Genomic DNA, 15334 nt, shown 5'->3' on the forward strand with positions numbered 1-15334 from the left:
TGGTGCGGTGACCTGGAATCAGGGGGCGGGGGAGATGACGACGGATCCGAGCACGAGCGGCGGAGGGCACTGGGTCTCCGCGCCACCGGTCCGCACGGCGTACGCCCTGGTCGCGGTGATGGCCGTGATGGTGCTCAGCGGCCTCGTCGGCCTGCTCCTGGAGCTGTTCGGGGCGGGCCTGCCCGGCTCGGCATGGTCCGGCCTGATGAACGATCGGGCCGGTCAGTCCGCGTTCGTGGCGGCGGTGGCGTTCCTGCTGCTCGGGAACCTGGCGCTCTGGGTCGCGGCGCTGGTGCTGTCGATCGTCGTGATCGTGCGCGCCCGTCGCGGGAGCCGGCTCTGGATCGGCGGGGTGCTCGCCATCGCCCCGGTCCTGCTCGGTCTGCTCTTCGGCATCGACGTCTCCGGCGATCTGGACACGCTCCCCGACGGTCTCGCGCTCGTCGCCCGGCTGCTCGGCATCCTCGGGGCGCTGGTGGTGGCGGGGCTGAGGGCGGCCTCGATCGTCCTGCTGGTGCTCGGCCTGCGCGAGGTGCGGGCGGCCCGGCGGGGGAGCGACCCCGTCGGCGGTCGCTGACCTGCCCCACCGCCCCCGTGCCCCCGGGCCGCCCCAGCCCGTCCTGTGACGGTTGCCATAGGAAGGGGCCGGGGATAGGTTGGTCGGCGGTGCGCCAGGCTCCCGACCAGGGGGAGCGGAGCCTGTGTGCCTCCCGGTCCGACCAGCGGAGACGGAGGTGCGGCGTCATCGAGGACGCCCCCGGCCGCGCGACGGACCCGATGCGAAGGAGCCCCATGGACCAGCCCGGAACCGACCAGCCCCGCGACGATCGGCCCCGCCCCGACCAGCCCGGCACCGACCAGCCCGGCACCGACCAGCCCGGCCTCACCCGGCGCACCGGCCTCGCAGCGGGTGCCCTCGCGGCCTGCGCTGGAGCCGTCGGCCTCCCCGCCGCCGCGCACGCCATGGGCGATCCCGCGCCGCGCAAGGAGCGCCCCGAGAAGCAGGCCGCCGCCTCCGCCCCCGGCTGGCGGCCCGGCGGACCCCACCCCCACCCCTGGAACCGGCGCGGCTCCTCGAAGACGCTCGAGGACGTCGAGCCCGCCGACGTCGGCCTGGACGCCGACGTGCTCGCCCAGCTGCCCGGCATCCTCCGCGCCGGCCTCGACAACGACCCGCCCCGCTTCTCCGGCGCCACGCTCCTGATCGCCTCGCAGCGCGGCATCGCCTACGAGCACGCCGACGGGTACGCGCTGCGCTGGCAGGACGCGAGCACCGAGCTGCCCGAGGCCGAGCGGATCCCCGCCCGGACGGACACGATCTACGACCTCGCCTCGATCTCGAAGATCTTCACCGCCACCGCCGTCATGCAGCACGTCGAGGCGGGACTGCTCGCGCTCGAGGACCGCGTCGCCGACCACCTCCCGCGCTTCGCCGAGAACGGGAAAGGTGAGGTCACGGTCCAGCACCTGCTCACCCACGTCGGCGGACTGCCCGCCTTCATCAACCTCTACTCCGCCTTCCCCGACGTCCCCTCGCGGATCGACGCGGTGCTCACCGTCGCGCCGAGCACCCCGCCCGGCACGAAGTACGTCTACTCCGACCTGGGCCTGATCACGCTCGGGCTCATCGTCGAGAAGCTCTCCGGGCAGAGCCTCGATGCGTACGTGCGCGAGCACATCACCGGCCCGCTCGGCATGGACGAGACGATGTACAACCCGCCCGCGGAGCTGAAGGCTCGCATCGCCGCGACCGAGTACGTGGAGCACTACGGCCGGCTCGTCCACGGGCACGTCCACGACGAGAACGCCTACTCCCTCGGCGGCGTCGCCGGGCACGCCGGGGTGTTCTCCACCGCCCGCGACCTCGCCGTGTTCGCGCAGATGTTCCTGCACGGCGGCATCTACGGCGGCGCTCGCATCCTCCAGCCCGAGACCGTCGAGTCGATGTTCACCGACCGCATCGCCGAGATCACCGGGGTGGGCGGCGCGCGGCGCGGTCTCGGCCCGGAGCTCGAGGCCTGGTTCTATCACGCCGGCCTGACCAGCCCGTACAGCGGCGTGCACACCGGATTCACCGGCACCTCGCTGGTCATCGACCCGCTCACGGAGACCGTCGTGGTGCTGCTGACGAACTCGGTGCACCCCACCCGCGAGTGGTCCACCACCTCGGTCACCCGTCGCGAGGTCTCCACCTGCGTGGCCCATGCGCTCGGGATCGTCCCCGAGAGCGTGCGGTCCGGCTGGCGCGCCGGGGACCGTGACGCCGCCACGGCGACCCTGGAGATCTCCGCGGACCTGCCCGGCCGCGAGCCGGTGCTCGAGGCGGAGCTGTTCGCGCACCTCGAGACCGCCTACGACCTGCTGGTCCTCGAGGTCTCGGCCGACGGGGGAGAGAGCTGGACGCCTCTGCCGGGCCGCCTCACCGCCCGCCACCAGGAGCCGGTCGAGATCCCCGACGGGACGATCACCGGCTGGGGCCGGCGCGTGGCATGGACGGGGACGTTCCCGCTGGTGGACGCGTCGGGTCCGCTCTCGGGCGAGGTGCAGGTGCGGCTCGCCCTGACCACCGACGGCTCCACCCGCGGCCTCGGCGCCTGGGTGGGGCGGCTGCGGGTGCTGGACCGGAGACAGGTGCTCGTGGACACCGACCGGCCCGGGGACCGGGACGCCGTCGTCGCCGACGGGTGGTCGTTGCCCGGGTGAGCCGGGCGGCGTCGCATCGACAGCTTCGGGGGCTGCCGTGAGGTGGTCGGGCCCGGGGTCGAGCGCCCGGGCCCGTCGGACTCGGCATCCGACCGGCCACCGGTGCGTTCAGGCGCTGCGCGCTGTGTGGCCGCTCAGGCGCCGAGCGCGGCCTCGATGTCGTCCGCGATCTCCTCGGGAGTGGTCTGCGGCGACCAGCGGCGCAGCACCTGCCCGTCGCGGCCCAGCAGGAACTTGCCGAAGTTCCACTCGATGTCGCCGGCGGGGATCTTCAGCCCGCCCTCGAGCTCGTGCTCGCCGGTCAGCCACTGGTACAGCGGGTGCGCACCCTCGCCGTTGACCTCGATCTTCGAGAACATCGGGAAGGTGACGCCGTAGTTGACCTGGCAGAACTCGGAGATCTCGTCGTCGGTGCCGGGCTCCTGGTTGTTGAACTGGTCGCAGGGGAAGCCGAGCACGGTGAGCCCGCGGTCGGCGAAGCGCTCGTGGAGGGCCTGCAGCCCCTCGTACTGCGGGGTGAGCCCGCACTTGCTGGCGGTGTTGACCACGAGCACGACCGAGCCGAGGTGCTCGGAGAGGTCCTGCTCGGTGCCGGAGAGGGTGGTGGCGGTGAAGTCGGCGAGAGTCGTCATGCTCTCCATTGTGGGTGCCGCGGCTGGGCGGAGGTCGAGGGCGGGGCTTCCCCGGCGCAGGGACGCGCCCGCACTCCACCTGGTGCCCGGCCCCTCGACGGTGACCGTTACTCCACACCGCCCTCCCCACCAGGTGCCCGCTCCCTCGACGCCGACCGTTCCTCCACACCGCCCCGCCGTCCCCATTTCCCGTCTCTGCCTGGTGATCTGCCGCGGACGCCGGAAGCATGGAGGCATGACGAGCGCACCGTGGTTCCCGGGTTCCTCGGGGGAGGACACCCCCGAGGAGACCCTCGCCGCGCTGCGCCGCACCGACCCCGTCGGCCTCGCCCAGCACCTCGGAGACCTGGCGTTCCTCCTCCAGGGGCTCGCCGGCGACCCCGCCGAGCTGTTCGCTACCGAAGGCAGGCCCCGTCGCGAGTTCTCCGACCTGCTCGGCGCGATCCAGGCCTCCCGCGGGGCGCTCGACTCCCTCGAGGCCCGCGCACTGATCGCGCTGCAGGACACCACGCGCCGCGAACGCTGGGAGCAGGCGCGGGCCGACGCCGCCCACGAGGACGCCGCCACCCCCTCGCGCAGCCGCATCGAGCAGGAGGCCGACGGCTCCACCGTCACCGACATCTCCCTGATCACCCGCCGCTCCCCGCACACGGCCGGCCGCACCCTCGCCTCCGCCCGCCGCCTCGTCGAGACCCTCCCGCAGATCATGTCGGCGCTGGCCGGGGGCCGGATCGCCGGGGACTCCGCCTACGCCGTCGCGGGCGCCTCGGCCGTGCTGGACCCGGACCTCGCCCGCGAGGTCGACAGGATCCTCGGCGAGCGGCTGCCCGAGCTCGACGGCGCCGGCACTCGCAGGTGGCGGGACGCGGTCGCGACCGTCGCCGGGGAGCTAGACCCGGAGGGGGCGGCGCTGCGCCACCGCCGGGCCCGCAGGGACCGCCACGTCACGATGACCCCCGGTCAGCACGGGATGGCGACCCTCACGGCGCGGCTCTCCGCTCTCGACGCCCAGCAGATCCACCGCCGCCTCAGCCGCGAGGCGGAGCGCCGACGCGCCGCCGGGGACCGCAGCGGCCACTCCGCCGTGATGGCGGACGTCCTGGTCGACACGGTGCTCCGCCCCGGCGAGGGGGCGCCGCCGCCCGTCACGCTCGAGGTCGGCGTGATCATCACCGACCGCGCCCTGTTCCGTCCCGATGCGGGCGACGTCGCCCATCTCGAGGGCTACGGCGCGGTGCCGGCCGAGGCGGTGCGCGAGCAGCTCCTGGCCTGCACGACCCCGCCCGCTGAGGGGGAGCGCGATCCCTTCGGGCCAGACGGCGAGGCCGTGCGGGCGACGCTGCGACGCCTCTACGCCCACCCCACGGCCGACGAGCTCATCGCGATGGACTCCGCCTCGCGGCCCTTCCCGCCCGCGATGCGACGCTTCCTCAGTCGGCGCGACACCACCTGCCGCGGACCGTTCTGCAATGCGCAGATCCGCCAGTACGACCACATCGTCCCGGTCTCCCGCGGAGGCCCCACCAGCCTCGACAACGGTCAGGGGCTCTGCGCCCACTGCAACAAGAAGGAGCAGCTCGCCGCCCGCGTCGAACGGGTCGAGAACCCTGCACTGCCCGGGCACCGGGTGCGCTGGACCGGCCACTCCGGCGCGACGCGGGAGACCGGGCCGACGCCGCTGCGGGGGCCATCGGGCCGGAGCGGATCCTCGGGACGAGGCGGGGCGTCGGGCCAGGGTGCAGCATCGGACAGGGGTGCAGCGTCAGGACGAGCCGATGGGCCGGGCGGCGAGCCCGACGACGGACCGAGCGGTGAGCATCGGCGCCCTTAGAACGTCACTCGACTCCGTCGGCCGCAAGACGGAGCGCCGCGGATGCGGCGTCGTCGAACTCCCCGGTCTCCTGCACGCAGCGGGCCAGCAGCCACCGTCGGGTTCGCCGACGATCCAGCCCCGCGAGGTCAGCCATCCGATCGGCGAACGCCCCCGGATCCGCGACCAGGCGCTCCCCGTCGTTGAGCATGTGCTGCAGCACGTCGTAGTGCGGATCGCCGATGTACGGCTTCGGATCGATCATCAGCCACCGCTCCGGCCCGTCATGGGTGAGGATGTTGCCCGGGTTCAGGTCCGTGACCAGCAGGATCTGCTCCCCGTCCCAGTCCCCGGGCAGCGCGCGGAACAGACCGAGGCCGTGCTCGACGAGCCCCGACGGCAGAAGCGACGGGACGGCCTCGGCGTGCCGCTGGGCGGCGCTGTCGGCCCACCACGCGCACATGTCGGCGAGCGGCCGGAACGAGGACGGGGCGGGGAGGGTGGAGTCGGCGGCCGGATCGTCGTCCGCACCGAGCAGCTCGTCGACCGGGACGCGGAGCCGACGCAGCACCGCCGCGGCCACCTCGTCCCGCTCGGGCCAGGTCAGGCAGCGCGCGAGCGGCACCCCGGGCCGCACGTGCTCCATCAGCAGAGCCGCCGTGTCACCGCGCCGCTCGCTGCGCAGCAGCTGCGCCGCCCCGCGACCCTGCCACGCCCGCATCCCCGCCGCCTCGTCGCGGGACTCCTCATGCGCCCACGCCACTTTCAGCACCCGCTCGCCCCCGTCGGCGGTGCGCACGGGCGCGACCCAGGCGCTCGAACCGCCCGGTCGGAACGGCGGCAGCGCCGTCAGCTCCCACCGCTCCAGTACCTCGTCGACCAGCGCGGGAAGGCGGGCGAGCCACGCGCACAGCGCCGCAGCGCGCCGACGCGCCGCAGCACGGTCCGGCGGCACGTCCGCGGAGCCGTCCATCACCGGCGATGCATGGGCCTGCCCCGGCGGCCGGGAGCACCGCGCACCAGTGGATACGATGCGCTGGTGAAACCGTTCGTGCAGATCGCCACCCGTCCCGAGGACGACGTCGCCGTCACCGAGCGCGCCGCCGTGCTCGATTTCACCGGCCTCCAGGAGCAGGACCTGCTCTGGGCGCGCCTGGACCGCGACCCCTTCCCGGACCTCGCGATGGACGACATCTCCGGCATCATCCTGTGCGGCAGCCCGTTCACCGTCTCCGACCCCGTCGACTCCAAGAGCGAGCCGCAGCTGCGGGCCGAGGCGGAGATCGACCGCGTCCTCGATCAGGTCATCGCCCACGACGTCCCCTTCCTCGGCGCCTGCTACGGCATCGGCACCCTCGGCACCCACCAGGGCGCGCTGATCGACCGCACCCACGGCGAGCCGCTCGGCGCCGTCGAGGTCACCCTCACCGAGGCCGGTCGCGAGGACCCGCTGGTCCGCGCCGCGCAGCTGGAGGACACCTTCCTCGGGCTCGTCGGCCACAAGGAGGCAGTGCACACGCTGCCCCCGCACGCCACCGCGCTCGCGAGCGGACGCACCGCACCGGTGCAGATGTTCCGCGTCGGGACCAGGCAGTACGCCACCCAGTTCCATCCCGAGCTGGACGTCCCCTCGATCATCGAACGGGCCCGCGCCTATCGCGACCACGGCTACTTCTCGCCCGACGAGATGGAGGAGATCTTCACCGAGCTGCGGCACGTCGAGGCCGACCAGCCGCCGCGGCTCCTGCGCGCCTTCGCGGAGCTGTTCGCGCGCTGACCCGGTTCGCGCGCTGACGCGGCTCACGTACCGGCGCGCTTCGCACACTGACCCGGCACGGACGCCGACGCGGCTCGGACGCCGACGCGGCTCGCGTGCTGACCCCGCCGGGAGCCGGGAAGCGTTGTCCTTCCTCCGCTCCCGCCCGGCACGTCTCCCGCGACGGCCTGGCCTGCTCCGGTAGCGTCCGGTGCGTGCCACGATTCACGCCTGAGCAGGTCCGCCGACGCCAGATCGTCGCGGGCTCTCTCGCGCTGCTGCTCGTGCTGGTCATCGGCGGATGCTCCGTCTCGGTGATCCGCGGCCTCGGCGGGGGCGGGCAGGAGGCGGCCAAGAGCGATCCGGCGCCCTTCACCGCCGACGACGCGGCGATGGAGGTCGCCGCGACCTCGACCGACGCCGCCGCGCTCGAGAACCTCCCCTCGAAGACGACGCTCGCGCCCGACGAGGTGATGGGCATCGACGTCTCCGCCCACCAGGAGGAGATCGACTGGGCCGCGGTCGCCTCCGACGGGTACGGCTTCGCGTACATCAAGGCGACCGAGGGCGCAGGCTTCGTCGACTCCCGCTTCCAGGAGAACTGGGACGGTGCGCGGGCGTCCGGGGTGGTCCCCGGCGCCTACCACTACTTCACGCTCTGCTCCTCCGGCGCGGACCAGGCCGAGGACTTCCTCGCCGCGGCCCCGCCCGATGACTCGGCGCTGCCGCCCGCTCTCGACCTCGAGTTCGACGGCGCCTGCGAGCAGCGGCCCGGCGCGGTCGACGCACAGGCCGAGATCGACGCGTTCACGGCGATCGTCGAGGAGGCCTGGGGCCGTCGTCTGCTGATCTACTCCTCCTCGGAGTGGCGCGACCACTACGGGCTGCCGGTCACGGACTCCCGCCCCGACTGGCTGTTCTCGGCGGGCAGTCGCCCGAAGCAGGGCGACTGGGCCGTGTGGCAGCTGCGCTTCGACGGGACGGTCTCCGGCATCTCCGGCGGCGTCGACATCGACGTCGCGCGCATCGAGGTGCTGCGCGAGCACTCCGCGATCCCCGACGGCGAGGGCGCGATCGGCCACGAGGTCGACGAGGGCTGACCGCGACGAGGGCTGACTGCCGGGCTCTCAGCCCTGCAGGTCGAGACGCCCCATGGCGAGCTCGCGCCCGTGGGCGGCGACGACGTCGTCCAGCACGAGGTTCCAGTGGTCCAGCAGGCCCTGACGCTCGGCGACGCCGAGCAGGCGCTCCTGGTGGATCTCGAGGATCGTGGCGTGGCCGAGGGACTCCGGCACCTCCTGGAGCGTCACCTGGAACACCGTCTCGTGGTCCAGGGTCTCCGGGGTCCAGCGCAGGCGGACGCGGCGGCCCACGTGGCAGCCGATGACCCGGCCGTGGACCCGGCCCCCGCGGCGCACTGGGGCACCGACCATCTGAGGGACGGACTCGACGCCCAGCCACTGCGGGAGCCACTCGGCGAGAAGTCGCTGCCAGGTCTCGGAGGTGGGGGCGGGAAGAGTGCGTCGGACGTCGAGCTCCCACCCGGCGTCGTGGGTGAGGCCGACGGGGGAGTGCCAGGTCTCGCTCTGCATGCTTCCACGGTAGGACGGGCCCCGGGGAGAGCCCAGGGCGGGAGCTGGACTGTCCTCAGGTGTTCGCCCGGGCGTCGCCGGGGCGACACCGAGCAGGGTCCCGGGAGTGACCTCGGACATCCCCGGCCGTGCTCTCTCGCTCCCGGGCGGTCGGTCGCACGGTGCTCAGGTCGCCTCGGCGAGCTCCTTCGCGGCCCCCGGGCCCACCGGGTGGCTGACACCGGGCATGACTGCGCGGGGTCCTCCGCACTGTCCGGCCGACGGTGCATGCTGGGGGTATGAGCTCCCACGACGCCGCCCCGGCGCCTGACGTCCCCGTCGCTCCGGCAGGCGCCCCGTCCGCATGGCGCACCCGCGCGGAGCGGCCCGACGACGCCCCGGCGCTGCGCGAACTGCTCGTCGCCGCCTTCCCCACCCCCGAGGAGGCGGACCTCGTCGAGGCACTCCGCGCCGACGGGGAGGCCTGGATCGAGGGGCTCTCCTGGATCGCGCACGCCGACGGGGACCCGCGACCGGTCGCGCAGGCGCTCCTGACCAGGGCGCACGTCGGCGGGGAGCCCGTGCTCGCGCTCGCCCCCTGCGCGACGCTGCCCGCGCAGCAGCGACGCGGCGCGGGCTCGGCCGCGATCCGTGCCGCGCTCGAGGCGGCGCGCGAGCAGGGCGAGAACCTCGTCGTGGTGCTGGGCCACGCCGAGTACTACCCGCGCTTCGGCTTCACCCCCGCCTCCGGGTTCGGGGTCACCGCCCCGTTCGACGTGCCCGACGAGGCCTTCCTCGCCCTCGCCCTGGACCCGGTGCGCCCGACGCCGCGCGGCGAGATCGCCTACCCGCCCGCCTTCGGCGTGTGACGGGACGGCCCCGCGGGAGCGGCCCGGCCAGCCGAGCCGACGGATAGTGCCACGGACAGCGGAGCGGAGGTGAGCAGCAGCTGATGGACGGCCTCTTCGGCGACGACTTCGACGAGCCCGGGCTCCCGCGCTCTCCCTTCGACACCCCACTCCTGCCGGTGCGGGAGCTGCGCGAGCACCCCCTCGCCCCCGCGGACCACGCGGCGTGGCCGGCGACCCTCGCCCCGATCCGCCAGGTGCTCCGCGACGGCCTGGAGCTCGGCCCGATCACGGTGCTGACCGGGGACAACGGCGCCGGGAAGTCCACCCTCGTGGAGGCGCTCGCAGGCGCCTACGGACTGAACCCGGAGGGCGGCGGGACCGGGGCGATGCACGCCACCCGCCGCACCGAGTCCCCTCTGGTCGAGCATCTCCAGCTCGTGCGAGGGGCCGGCGCCCCGCGCTCTGGCTTCTTCCTGCGCGCCGAGACGATGCACTCCCTGTTCACGTACTACGAGGAGATCGGCGTCGGCGGGATGATGCACGAGCGCAGCCACGGCGAGTCCTTCCTCGCGCTCGTCGAGGAGCGTTCGAGGATCCGCGGGCTGTGGCTGCTGGACGAGCCCGAGTCGGCGCTGTCCCTCAGCGGCTGCCTCGCCCTGCTCGACCTGCTGCAGGGCATCGCCGACGCCGGCTCGCAGATCGTGCTGTCCACCCACTCACCGGTGCTCGCCGCCCTGCCCGATGCGGACCTGTACGAGCTGGGGGAGTGGGGCCTGCGCAGGGTCGAGTACGACGACCTCGAGCTGGTCCGCATCTGGCGCAGCTTCCTCGAGGCCCCCGAGCGGTTCCTGCGCCATCCGGGGTGAGCGGGCGCTGCGCGCGACGGCATCGCGCGGCGGCGCCCGCGGTACCGACATCGCGTGCCGCCGTGCCGGCGTCGGGTCCCGGTCTCAGGGCTGCAGGCGGTGCCGCTCCCAGTCGCCGGCGCCCGCGCCGTCGGCCGACCTCTCGTAGACGATCCGGTCGTGGACCCGGTGCGCTCGGCCCTGCCAGAACTCGATCCGCTCCGGACGGATCCGCAGACCGCCCCAGAACTCCGGACGCGGCACCTCGGCGCCCTCGAAACGTGCCTCGACCTCGTCGTACTGCGCCTCGAGCGATTCCCGCGAGTCGATCCGGCGGGACTGGTGCGAGGCCCAGGCGCCGAGCTGGGAGCCGCGCGGACGCGTGGCCCAGTAGGCGTCGGACTCGGCCGCGGGGACCTCCTCCACGGGCCCCTCGACACGCACCTGCCGCTGCAACGGGTACCAGGGCATGAGCAGAGCGGCCCGCGGCGTCGCCCGCAGCTCGCGGGCCTTGTCGGAGCCGAGGTTCGTATAGACCACTGCACCGTGCTCGTCCAGGCCCTTCAGCAGCACGGTCCGCGAGCGCGGCCGGGGTGCGCCGTCGGCGTCGAGTGCAACGGTGGAGAGCACCACTGCGGTCGGGTCCGAGATGTCGCCGTGGGAGTCGCGGCGGGCGAAGGCGTCCTGCAGCCAGGCGTCGCACAGGGCGAGCGGGTCCGCGGGGGCGGCGTCCGCGAGGGAGCCGGCGAGGTAGTCGAGTCGTTCGCCGGCGAGACGGTCCGAGGCGCTGGTCATGGCACTGATCCTAGGCCGTCGCACGGCGCGGGCCCATGCCCCGTCCTCCCCGCGCCGACCATGGCGTCGGGACGCACGGGGAGCTGAGGGCGACGTCGACGGCCGGCTCAGGCGGCCGCGAGGTGCTGGCCTCCGCTGCGGACCTGGCGCGGGGTCCCGTCGCCGCCCAGCAGGCGGGCCCACAGGCCCCGACGCGTGGCGCGGTGAGCAGGGGCCCGGCGCGGAGCGACCGCGGAGCCGTCGGCCGAATCGCGCGTCGTGGCGAGCAGGGCCGGGAGCTCCAGCGTGCTCGGGTCGAGCCCCTGGGCGGCGGCGAGCGCCCGGCGCTCGCGCACGGCGTGCAGCGCGTCGACGTCGCCCCAGGCGCTGGGGAGGGGGCGGTAGGCGATGAGGTGGTCGGAGGCGGCTCGGGTGCGGCTGGTGGCGATGGTCGCGTTCTTCATGCCTCTACGATCCGTCGAGGGGCGCGGCGGGCGCGTCCGCCCGGGCGGGCGGCGCCGTCCACCCGGGGGAGGATCTTCGAGCGGGCACGGTCCGACCCGCGGCGCGGGGGTGAGGTCCCGGCGGAGGGGAGGAGCGAGGCCGGAGGGACGAACCGCGGCATGGACCGTGGGCCGACGGCTCGGGCCGGGGCCGGCGCGGACTTCGCGATGCGCCCCGCGCCGCGCGCAGGCCGGCGAGGATCTCCGCCTCGTGCGCGGGGCTCTCGGCGAGGATCGCGCGGCCCAGCGCGGTTTGCACGGCGGGCAGGCGCCGGCCGACGCGAGGCATGACCCGCGGGTACTCGCGCGACTCGACGGTGTCGAGATGGTCGACTGGCTCGATCCGCTGTTCGAGGAGCAGCTGGAGACGCACGGAGGGCGGGATGCTGGTCCCGGACCGGCCGGGGCTCGGCATCACGCTGTCCGAGCGCTGCCGAGCCCTCACCACGGACTCCCTCGTGCTGTGGGTCTGAACGCGGGGCCTGCCGCTCGGGCGCCGAGCACGGATCGGCGCGCTGACCGGCAGGCCCGTGCCGTGATCGAGCGCCGGGCCCGGGCTCTGCAGCCTGGACTCAGCGCACCATGCGGATGTCCGGCAGTGCCGGCCACCGCGGATCCACGTGCCGGGCCCCGTCAGGCGCGAAGCCGAGCTTCGCGTAGAAGCGCTGTGCGCGGGGGTTGTCCTCGGCGACCCACAGGCTCGCCGGCTCCTCGCCGATCAGCGCTGTGACCAGCGCGCGCGCCATGCCCGTACCGTGCCACTCCGGCAGCACGTAGAGCACCGACAGCTCCCGGTCCCGCACCGGCTGCGGATCGCGGGGCGGCCAGGAGGCGGCGAGGCCGACGGGGATGCCGTCCCCGTCGCGGCCCACCCGGAAGATGCCCTCATCGGCCTCCGGCGTGCCCGGGGTCAGCCAGCAGGTCCAGTGCTCGAGGCGCCGCGCGATCGCGGGCTCGCCGAACCACTCCTCGCCCGAGAGCGCGTGCCCGTAGGCGACCTCCCAGCCGCGCACGTGGACCCGGGCGAGGCCCGGGACGTCGGCCAGGGTCGGGACGTCGATCGTGAAGCCGGAGGCCGGGTCCGGCGCGGGATCGGGAGCGGCCGACGCGGCGGGTCGGAGCGAGCACATGGGGGCGAGGCTACATTCCGCCCGCGCGCCGTGGCCCGGGACGCCTGCGGGCACGGGGACGACAGGGCGCCCCGCGCTGTGCCATCCTGATGGGCACCATAAGTAATGCTTCGGCCTGTCATGGCGTCGGAGCGGACGACGAAAGGTGCACCATGTCGCTCTTCCTCCTCGAGATCGAGCCCGCCGCCACCACTCGCGAGGGCAGCCAGGCCGTGCTCGACGCCCTGCGCGCCGCAGCGGGCGACACGGCCCCGGCGGAGCTGATCGAGTCCCAGGTCGCCGCGGACCACTCCCGCCTGTTCACGATCCTCGAGGCGGACGACGCCGAAGGGGCCGGGACGGTCGTCGCCGAGCTGCGCGAGGTCGCCGGAGCCGTCCACGGTCCCGACGAGGTGCGCCTGGTCGGCGCCGAGCTCGAGGAGATCAAGGCCCTGCGCCGCGGCGCCGGCTACCTGGTGGAGTGGGACATCCCCGCCGAGATCACGATGGACCAGTACCTCGCCCGCAAGAAGGCCAACGCCCCGAAGTACGCCGAGGTCCCCGAGACCAGCTTCCTGCGCACCTACGTGCGCGAGGACACCGCCAAGTGCCTCTGCTTCTACGACGCTCCCGACGAGGACGCCGTGGTGCGCGCTCGCGAGGCGGTCTCCACCCCCATCGACCGCATCTGGGCGCTCGGCGCGATCGAGCTCGACACCACGGGCGCCTGATGACCGCCACCTCCGAGCGTGCCCCCGCGCCCGCGGCCGGCACGGATCCCGCGACCCGCGACGGGCTCGGCCTCGCCGTGCTGCCCGCGGTGACGGAGCCCGTGCTCGCCCGCGTCGCCGAGCGGGCCGGGGAGGTCGACCGGGCCGAGGCGGACCTCTGGGACGAGCTCGCCGCGCTCGGGGAGCTCGACCTCCTCGCCGCACCGCTGCCCCAGGCCGCGGAGCTCACCCATGCCCTCGCCCGGCGCTGCACCGCGAGCGCCTTCGCGCTGTGGGGCCACCGCTCCGCGATCGCGTACCACGAGGCGACCGGCACCCCGCTGCCGGACGGCGCCGCGTCCGGCGTCGTGGCCCTCGCCTCCGGCATGGCCCCCGCCTTCAAGGAGGAGGCCGGCCTCGGCGAGATCCCGCTGCTCGCGACCGACTCCCCGGACGGCGCGATCGCCGTCTCCGGCGTGCTGCCGTGGTGCTCGAACCTCCGACCGAGAGGCTGGGTCGTCACGCCCGTGCGCTGGGAGGACGGCCGACGCGCCGTCGTGCGCCACCGGCGCGACGCCGACGGGGTGCGGGTCAAGGAGCTCACCGGCCTCACCGCCCTGGACGCCACCGCCTCCGGCGTGCTGCTGCTGGACGAGGTGCGCATCCCCGCACAGGACGTCCTCACCCGCGATCTGCCCGCCTTCCGCGACGACGTCCGCGCCACGTTCCTGCAGATCCAGACCGCCATGTGCCTCGGCCTCGCCGGGGCGGCCCTGGATGCGGCCGAGGCGGGGGCCGACGACGTGGCCCGCGAGGTCCTCGCCGAGGAGCTCTCCGCGGCGGCCGAGGACTGGCAGCACCTGCGCGGAGCACTCGCCGCGGGCGTGCGCGCGGCCTCCGCGGTGCGCGCGGGCGGCGCGGGCGGCCCCTCGGACGCCGCGTCGTCGGGTGCGCCTCCGTCGGGGGCGTCTCCGTCGGGTCCGTCTGTAGCGGGCGGGTCTCCGGCGGGTGCCGCGCCGTCGGCCCCCGTGCGGCCGACCGAGCTGGTGCGGGTGCGGCTCGAGGCCGCGCTGCTCACCGGCCGCGCCACCCGGCTCGAGCAGAAGATCGTCGGCGGTCGCGGCTACGCGCTCGCCTCCGACACCTCGCGCCGCGCCCGCGAGGCGGCGTTCCTGCCCGTCCAGTCACCGACCGAGACGCACCTGCGCCATCTGCTGGCCCGCGCCGGCGTCCCGGTCCCGACGGACGGGCACGCATGAGCAGCCTCGCGCTCCACGGGGTCACCCACCGCTATCCCGGCGGCGCCGGCCCCGTGCTGCAGGACCTGGACCTCGAGGTCGCCGAGCACGAGACCCTGTGCGTGCTCGGCGCCTCCGGGGCGGGGAAGTCGACCCTGGTGCGGCTGCTGGCCGACCTCGACCAGCCGCAGTCCGGACGCATCGACCGCGGCGCGGATCCGCGCCTGCCGGCGCTCGTCCCCCAGTCCCCGGACCTCTTCCCCTGGCTCACCGTCGCCGAGAACATCGCCCTCGGCGGCCGCTACTCCGCCAACGCCGGCCGGTTCCGCCCCGAGCGGGTCCCCGAATTGCTGGACGACCTCGGCATCGCCGAGCTCGCAGACGCCCTGCCGTCCGAACTCTCCGGCGGGCAGGCCCAGCGCGTCGCCCTCGGCCGGGCGCTCGCCGTCGACCCCGCGGTGGTGCTGCTCGACGAGCCCTTCTCCGCCCTGGACCCCGCGATCCGCGCCGACCTGCAGACCTGGCTGCGCGACGTGCTCACCCGCGTGCGGATCTCGGCGGTGCTGGTCACCCACGACGTCGACGAGGCGCTCGTGGTCGCCGACCGCATCGTCTACCTCGACGGGCCCCGCGGGATCACCGCCGACTGGACCCCGCGGAAGGACGGCACCACCCGCGAGGAGGTGCTCGCCCACTACCGGCGCGGCGCCGTCGTCGAGGCGGGCGCGTGACCCCTCGGCGCTCCTCGCGCACGCCGTCGGGCGCGCGGGGTCCGAGCCGACGCGCCGTCCTCGGCGGCGGAGGAGCGCTCGCGCTGTCCGGCCTCGCCGGC

General features: G+C 74.8%; 16 protein-coding genes. 10 read left to right on the forward strand and 6 right to left on the reverse strand.

The window, feature by feature from the left end:
• The first annotated feature begins 7 nt into the window (after positions 1-7).
• Together L3K22_RS09690 and L3K22_RS09695 are read left to right on the forward strand one after the other, a co-directional pair.
• On the forward strand, positions 8-577 hold the full coding sequence (locus L3K22_RS09690) for a hypothetical protein (RefSeq protein ID WP_263311206.1): 570 nt from the start codon (positions 8-10) through the stop codon (positions 575-577).
• Positions 578-792: 215 nt separating this feature from the next.
• Complete coding sequence (locus L3K22_RS09695) at positions 793-2703, forward strand: serine hydrolase domain-containing protein (RefSeq protein WP_263311207.1); 1911 nt, start codon at positions 793-795, stop codon at positions 2701-2703.
• Positions 2704-2837: 134 nt separating this feature from the next.
• Here L3K22_RS09695 and L3K22_RS09700 read toward each other — a convergent pair whose 3' ends face one another.
• Entirely contained in the window at positions 2838-3335 is a 498-nt protein-coding gene (locus L3K22_RS09700) for a glutathione peroxidase (protein ID WP_263311208.1), read from the reverse strand.
• Positions 3336-3570: 235 nt separating this feature from the next.
• Here L3K22_RS09700 and L3K22_RS09705 point away from each other — a divergent pair, with 235 nt between their 5' ends.
• Positions 3571-5166 (forward strand): HNH endonuclease, encoded by a 1596-nt coding sequence (locus tag L3K22_RS09705; RefSeq protein ID WP_263311209.1) that lies wholly within the window; start codon positions 3571-3573, stop codon positions 5164-5166.
• Between the two features lie 4 nt (positions 5167-5170).
• Here the strand turns inward: L3K22_RS09705 and L3K22_RS09710 are convergent, their stop codons facing one another.
• The gene (locus L3K22_RS09710) at positions 5171-6118 is read right to left on the reverse strand and encodes an aminoglycoside phosphotransferase family protein (RefSeq protein WP_263311210.1); all 948 of its coding nucleotides are present in this window, start codon (positions 6116-6118) and stop codon (positions 5171-5173) included.
• 66 nt (positions 6119-6184) lie between these two features.
• On the opposite strand from L3K22_RS09710, the gene L3K22_RS09715 reads away from it, so the two are divergent.
• Together L3K22_RS09715 and L3K22_RS09720 are read left to right on the forward strand one after the other, a co-directional pair.
• Positions 6185-6922 carry a glutamine amidotransferase gene (locus L3K22_RS09715; protein WP_263311211.1) on the forward strand — a complete coding sequence of 246 codons (738 nt, stop codon included), beginning with the start codon at positions 6185-6187 and terminating at the stop codon, positions 6920-6922.
• A 194-nt stretch (positions 6923-7116) separates the two neighbouring features.
• Positions 7117-8001 (forward strand): GH25 family lysozyme, encoded by an 885-nt coding sequence (locus L3K22_RS09720; protein WP_263311212.1) that lies wholly within the window; start codon positions 7117-7119, stop codon positions 7999-8001.
• A 27-nt stretch (positions 8002-8028) separates the two neighbouring features.
• Here L3K22_RS09720 and L3K22_RS09725 read toward each other — a convergent pair whose 3' ends face one another.
• Positions 8029-8493, reverse strand: a complete 465-nt coding sequence (locus tag L3K22_RS09725; protein WP_263311213.1) for an SRPBCC family protein — start codon at positions 8491-8493, stop codon at positions 8029-8031.
• A 278-nt stretch (positions 8494-8771) separates the two neighbouring features.
• Between L3K22_RS09725 and L3K22_RS09730 the strand changes: the two genes are divergently transcribed.
• Positions 8772-9341 carry a GNAT family N-acetyltransferase gene (locus L3K22_RS09730; protein WP_263311214.1) on the forward strand — a complete coding sequence of 190 codons (570 nt, stop codon included), beginning with the start codon at positions 8772-8774 and terminating at the stop codon, positions 9339-9341.
• A gap of 83 nt (positions 9342-9424) precedes the next feature.
• Positions 9425-10189, forward strand: coding sequence for an AAA family ATPase (locus tag L3K22_RS09735; protein ID WP_263311215.1), 765 nt, complete (start codon positions 9425-9427; stop codon positions 10187-10189).
• A gap of 84 nt (positions 10190-10273) precedes the next feature.
• On the opposite strand, the gene pdxH is transcribed toward L3K22_RS09735, so the two are convergent.
• The 3 genes from pdxH to L3K22_RS09755 form a co-directional block, all read right to left on the reverse strand.
• A complete protein-coding gene (pdxH, locus tag L3K22_RS09740) occupies positions 10274-10963 on the reverse strand; it encodes a pyridoxamine 5'-phosphate oxidase (protein WP_263311216.1) in 690 nt (229 codons plus the stop codon).
• Between the two features lie 107 nt (positions 10964-11070).
• Positions 11071-11406 (reverse strand): hypothetical protein, encoded by a 336-nt coding sequence (locus L3K22_RS09745; protein WP_263311217.1) that lies wholly within the window; start codon positions 11404-11406, stop codon positions 11071-11073.
• A gap of 611 nt (positions 11407-12017) precedes the next feature.
• On the reverse strand, positions 12018-12575 hold the full coding sequence (locus L3K22_RS09755) for a GNAT family N-acetyltransferase (protein WP_263311218.1): 558 nt from the start codon (positions 12573-12575) through the stop codon (positions 12018-12020).
• A 152-nt stretch (positions 12576-12727) separates the two neighbouring features.
• Here L3K22_RS09755 and L3K22_RS09760 point away from each other — a divergent pair, with 152 nt between their 5' ends.
• From L3K22_RS09760 to L3K22_RS09770, 3 genes are read left to right on the forward strand one after another with little or no spacing between them, the layout of a single operon-like run.
• On the forward strand, positions 12728-13285 hold the full coding sequence (locus tag L3K22_RS09760; RefSeq protein ID WP_263311219.1) for a DUF4242 domain-containing protein: 558 nt from the start codon (positions 12728-12730) through the stop codon (positions 13283-13285).
• Positions 13285-14523, forward strand: a complete 1239-nt coding sequence (locus tag L3K22_RS09765; protein WP_263311220.1) for an acyl-CoA dehydrogenase family protein — start codon at positions 13285-13287, stop codon at positions 14521-14523. The genes L3K22_RS09760 and L3K22_RS09765 overlap by 1 nt, the downstream gene beginning before the upstream one ends.
• Positions 14520-15233 carry an ABC transporter ATP-binding protein gene (locus L3K22_RS09770; RefSeq protein ID WP_263311221.1) on the forward strand — a complete coding sequence of 238 codons (714 nt, stop codon included), beginning with the start codon at positions 14520-14522 and terminating at the stop codon, positions 15231-15233. The genes L3K22_RS09765 and L3K22_RS09770 overlap by 4 nt, the downstream gene beginning before the upstream one ends.
• The last annotated feature ends 101 nt before the right edge of the window (positions 15234-15334 follow it).

Source organism: Brachybacterium atlanticum, assembly GCF_025669985.1.
Taxonomy (GTDB): domain Bacteria; phylum Actinomycetota; class Actinomycetes; order Actinomycetales; family Dermabacteraceae; genus Brachybacterium; species Brachybacterium conglomeratum.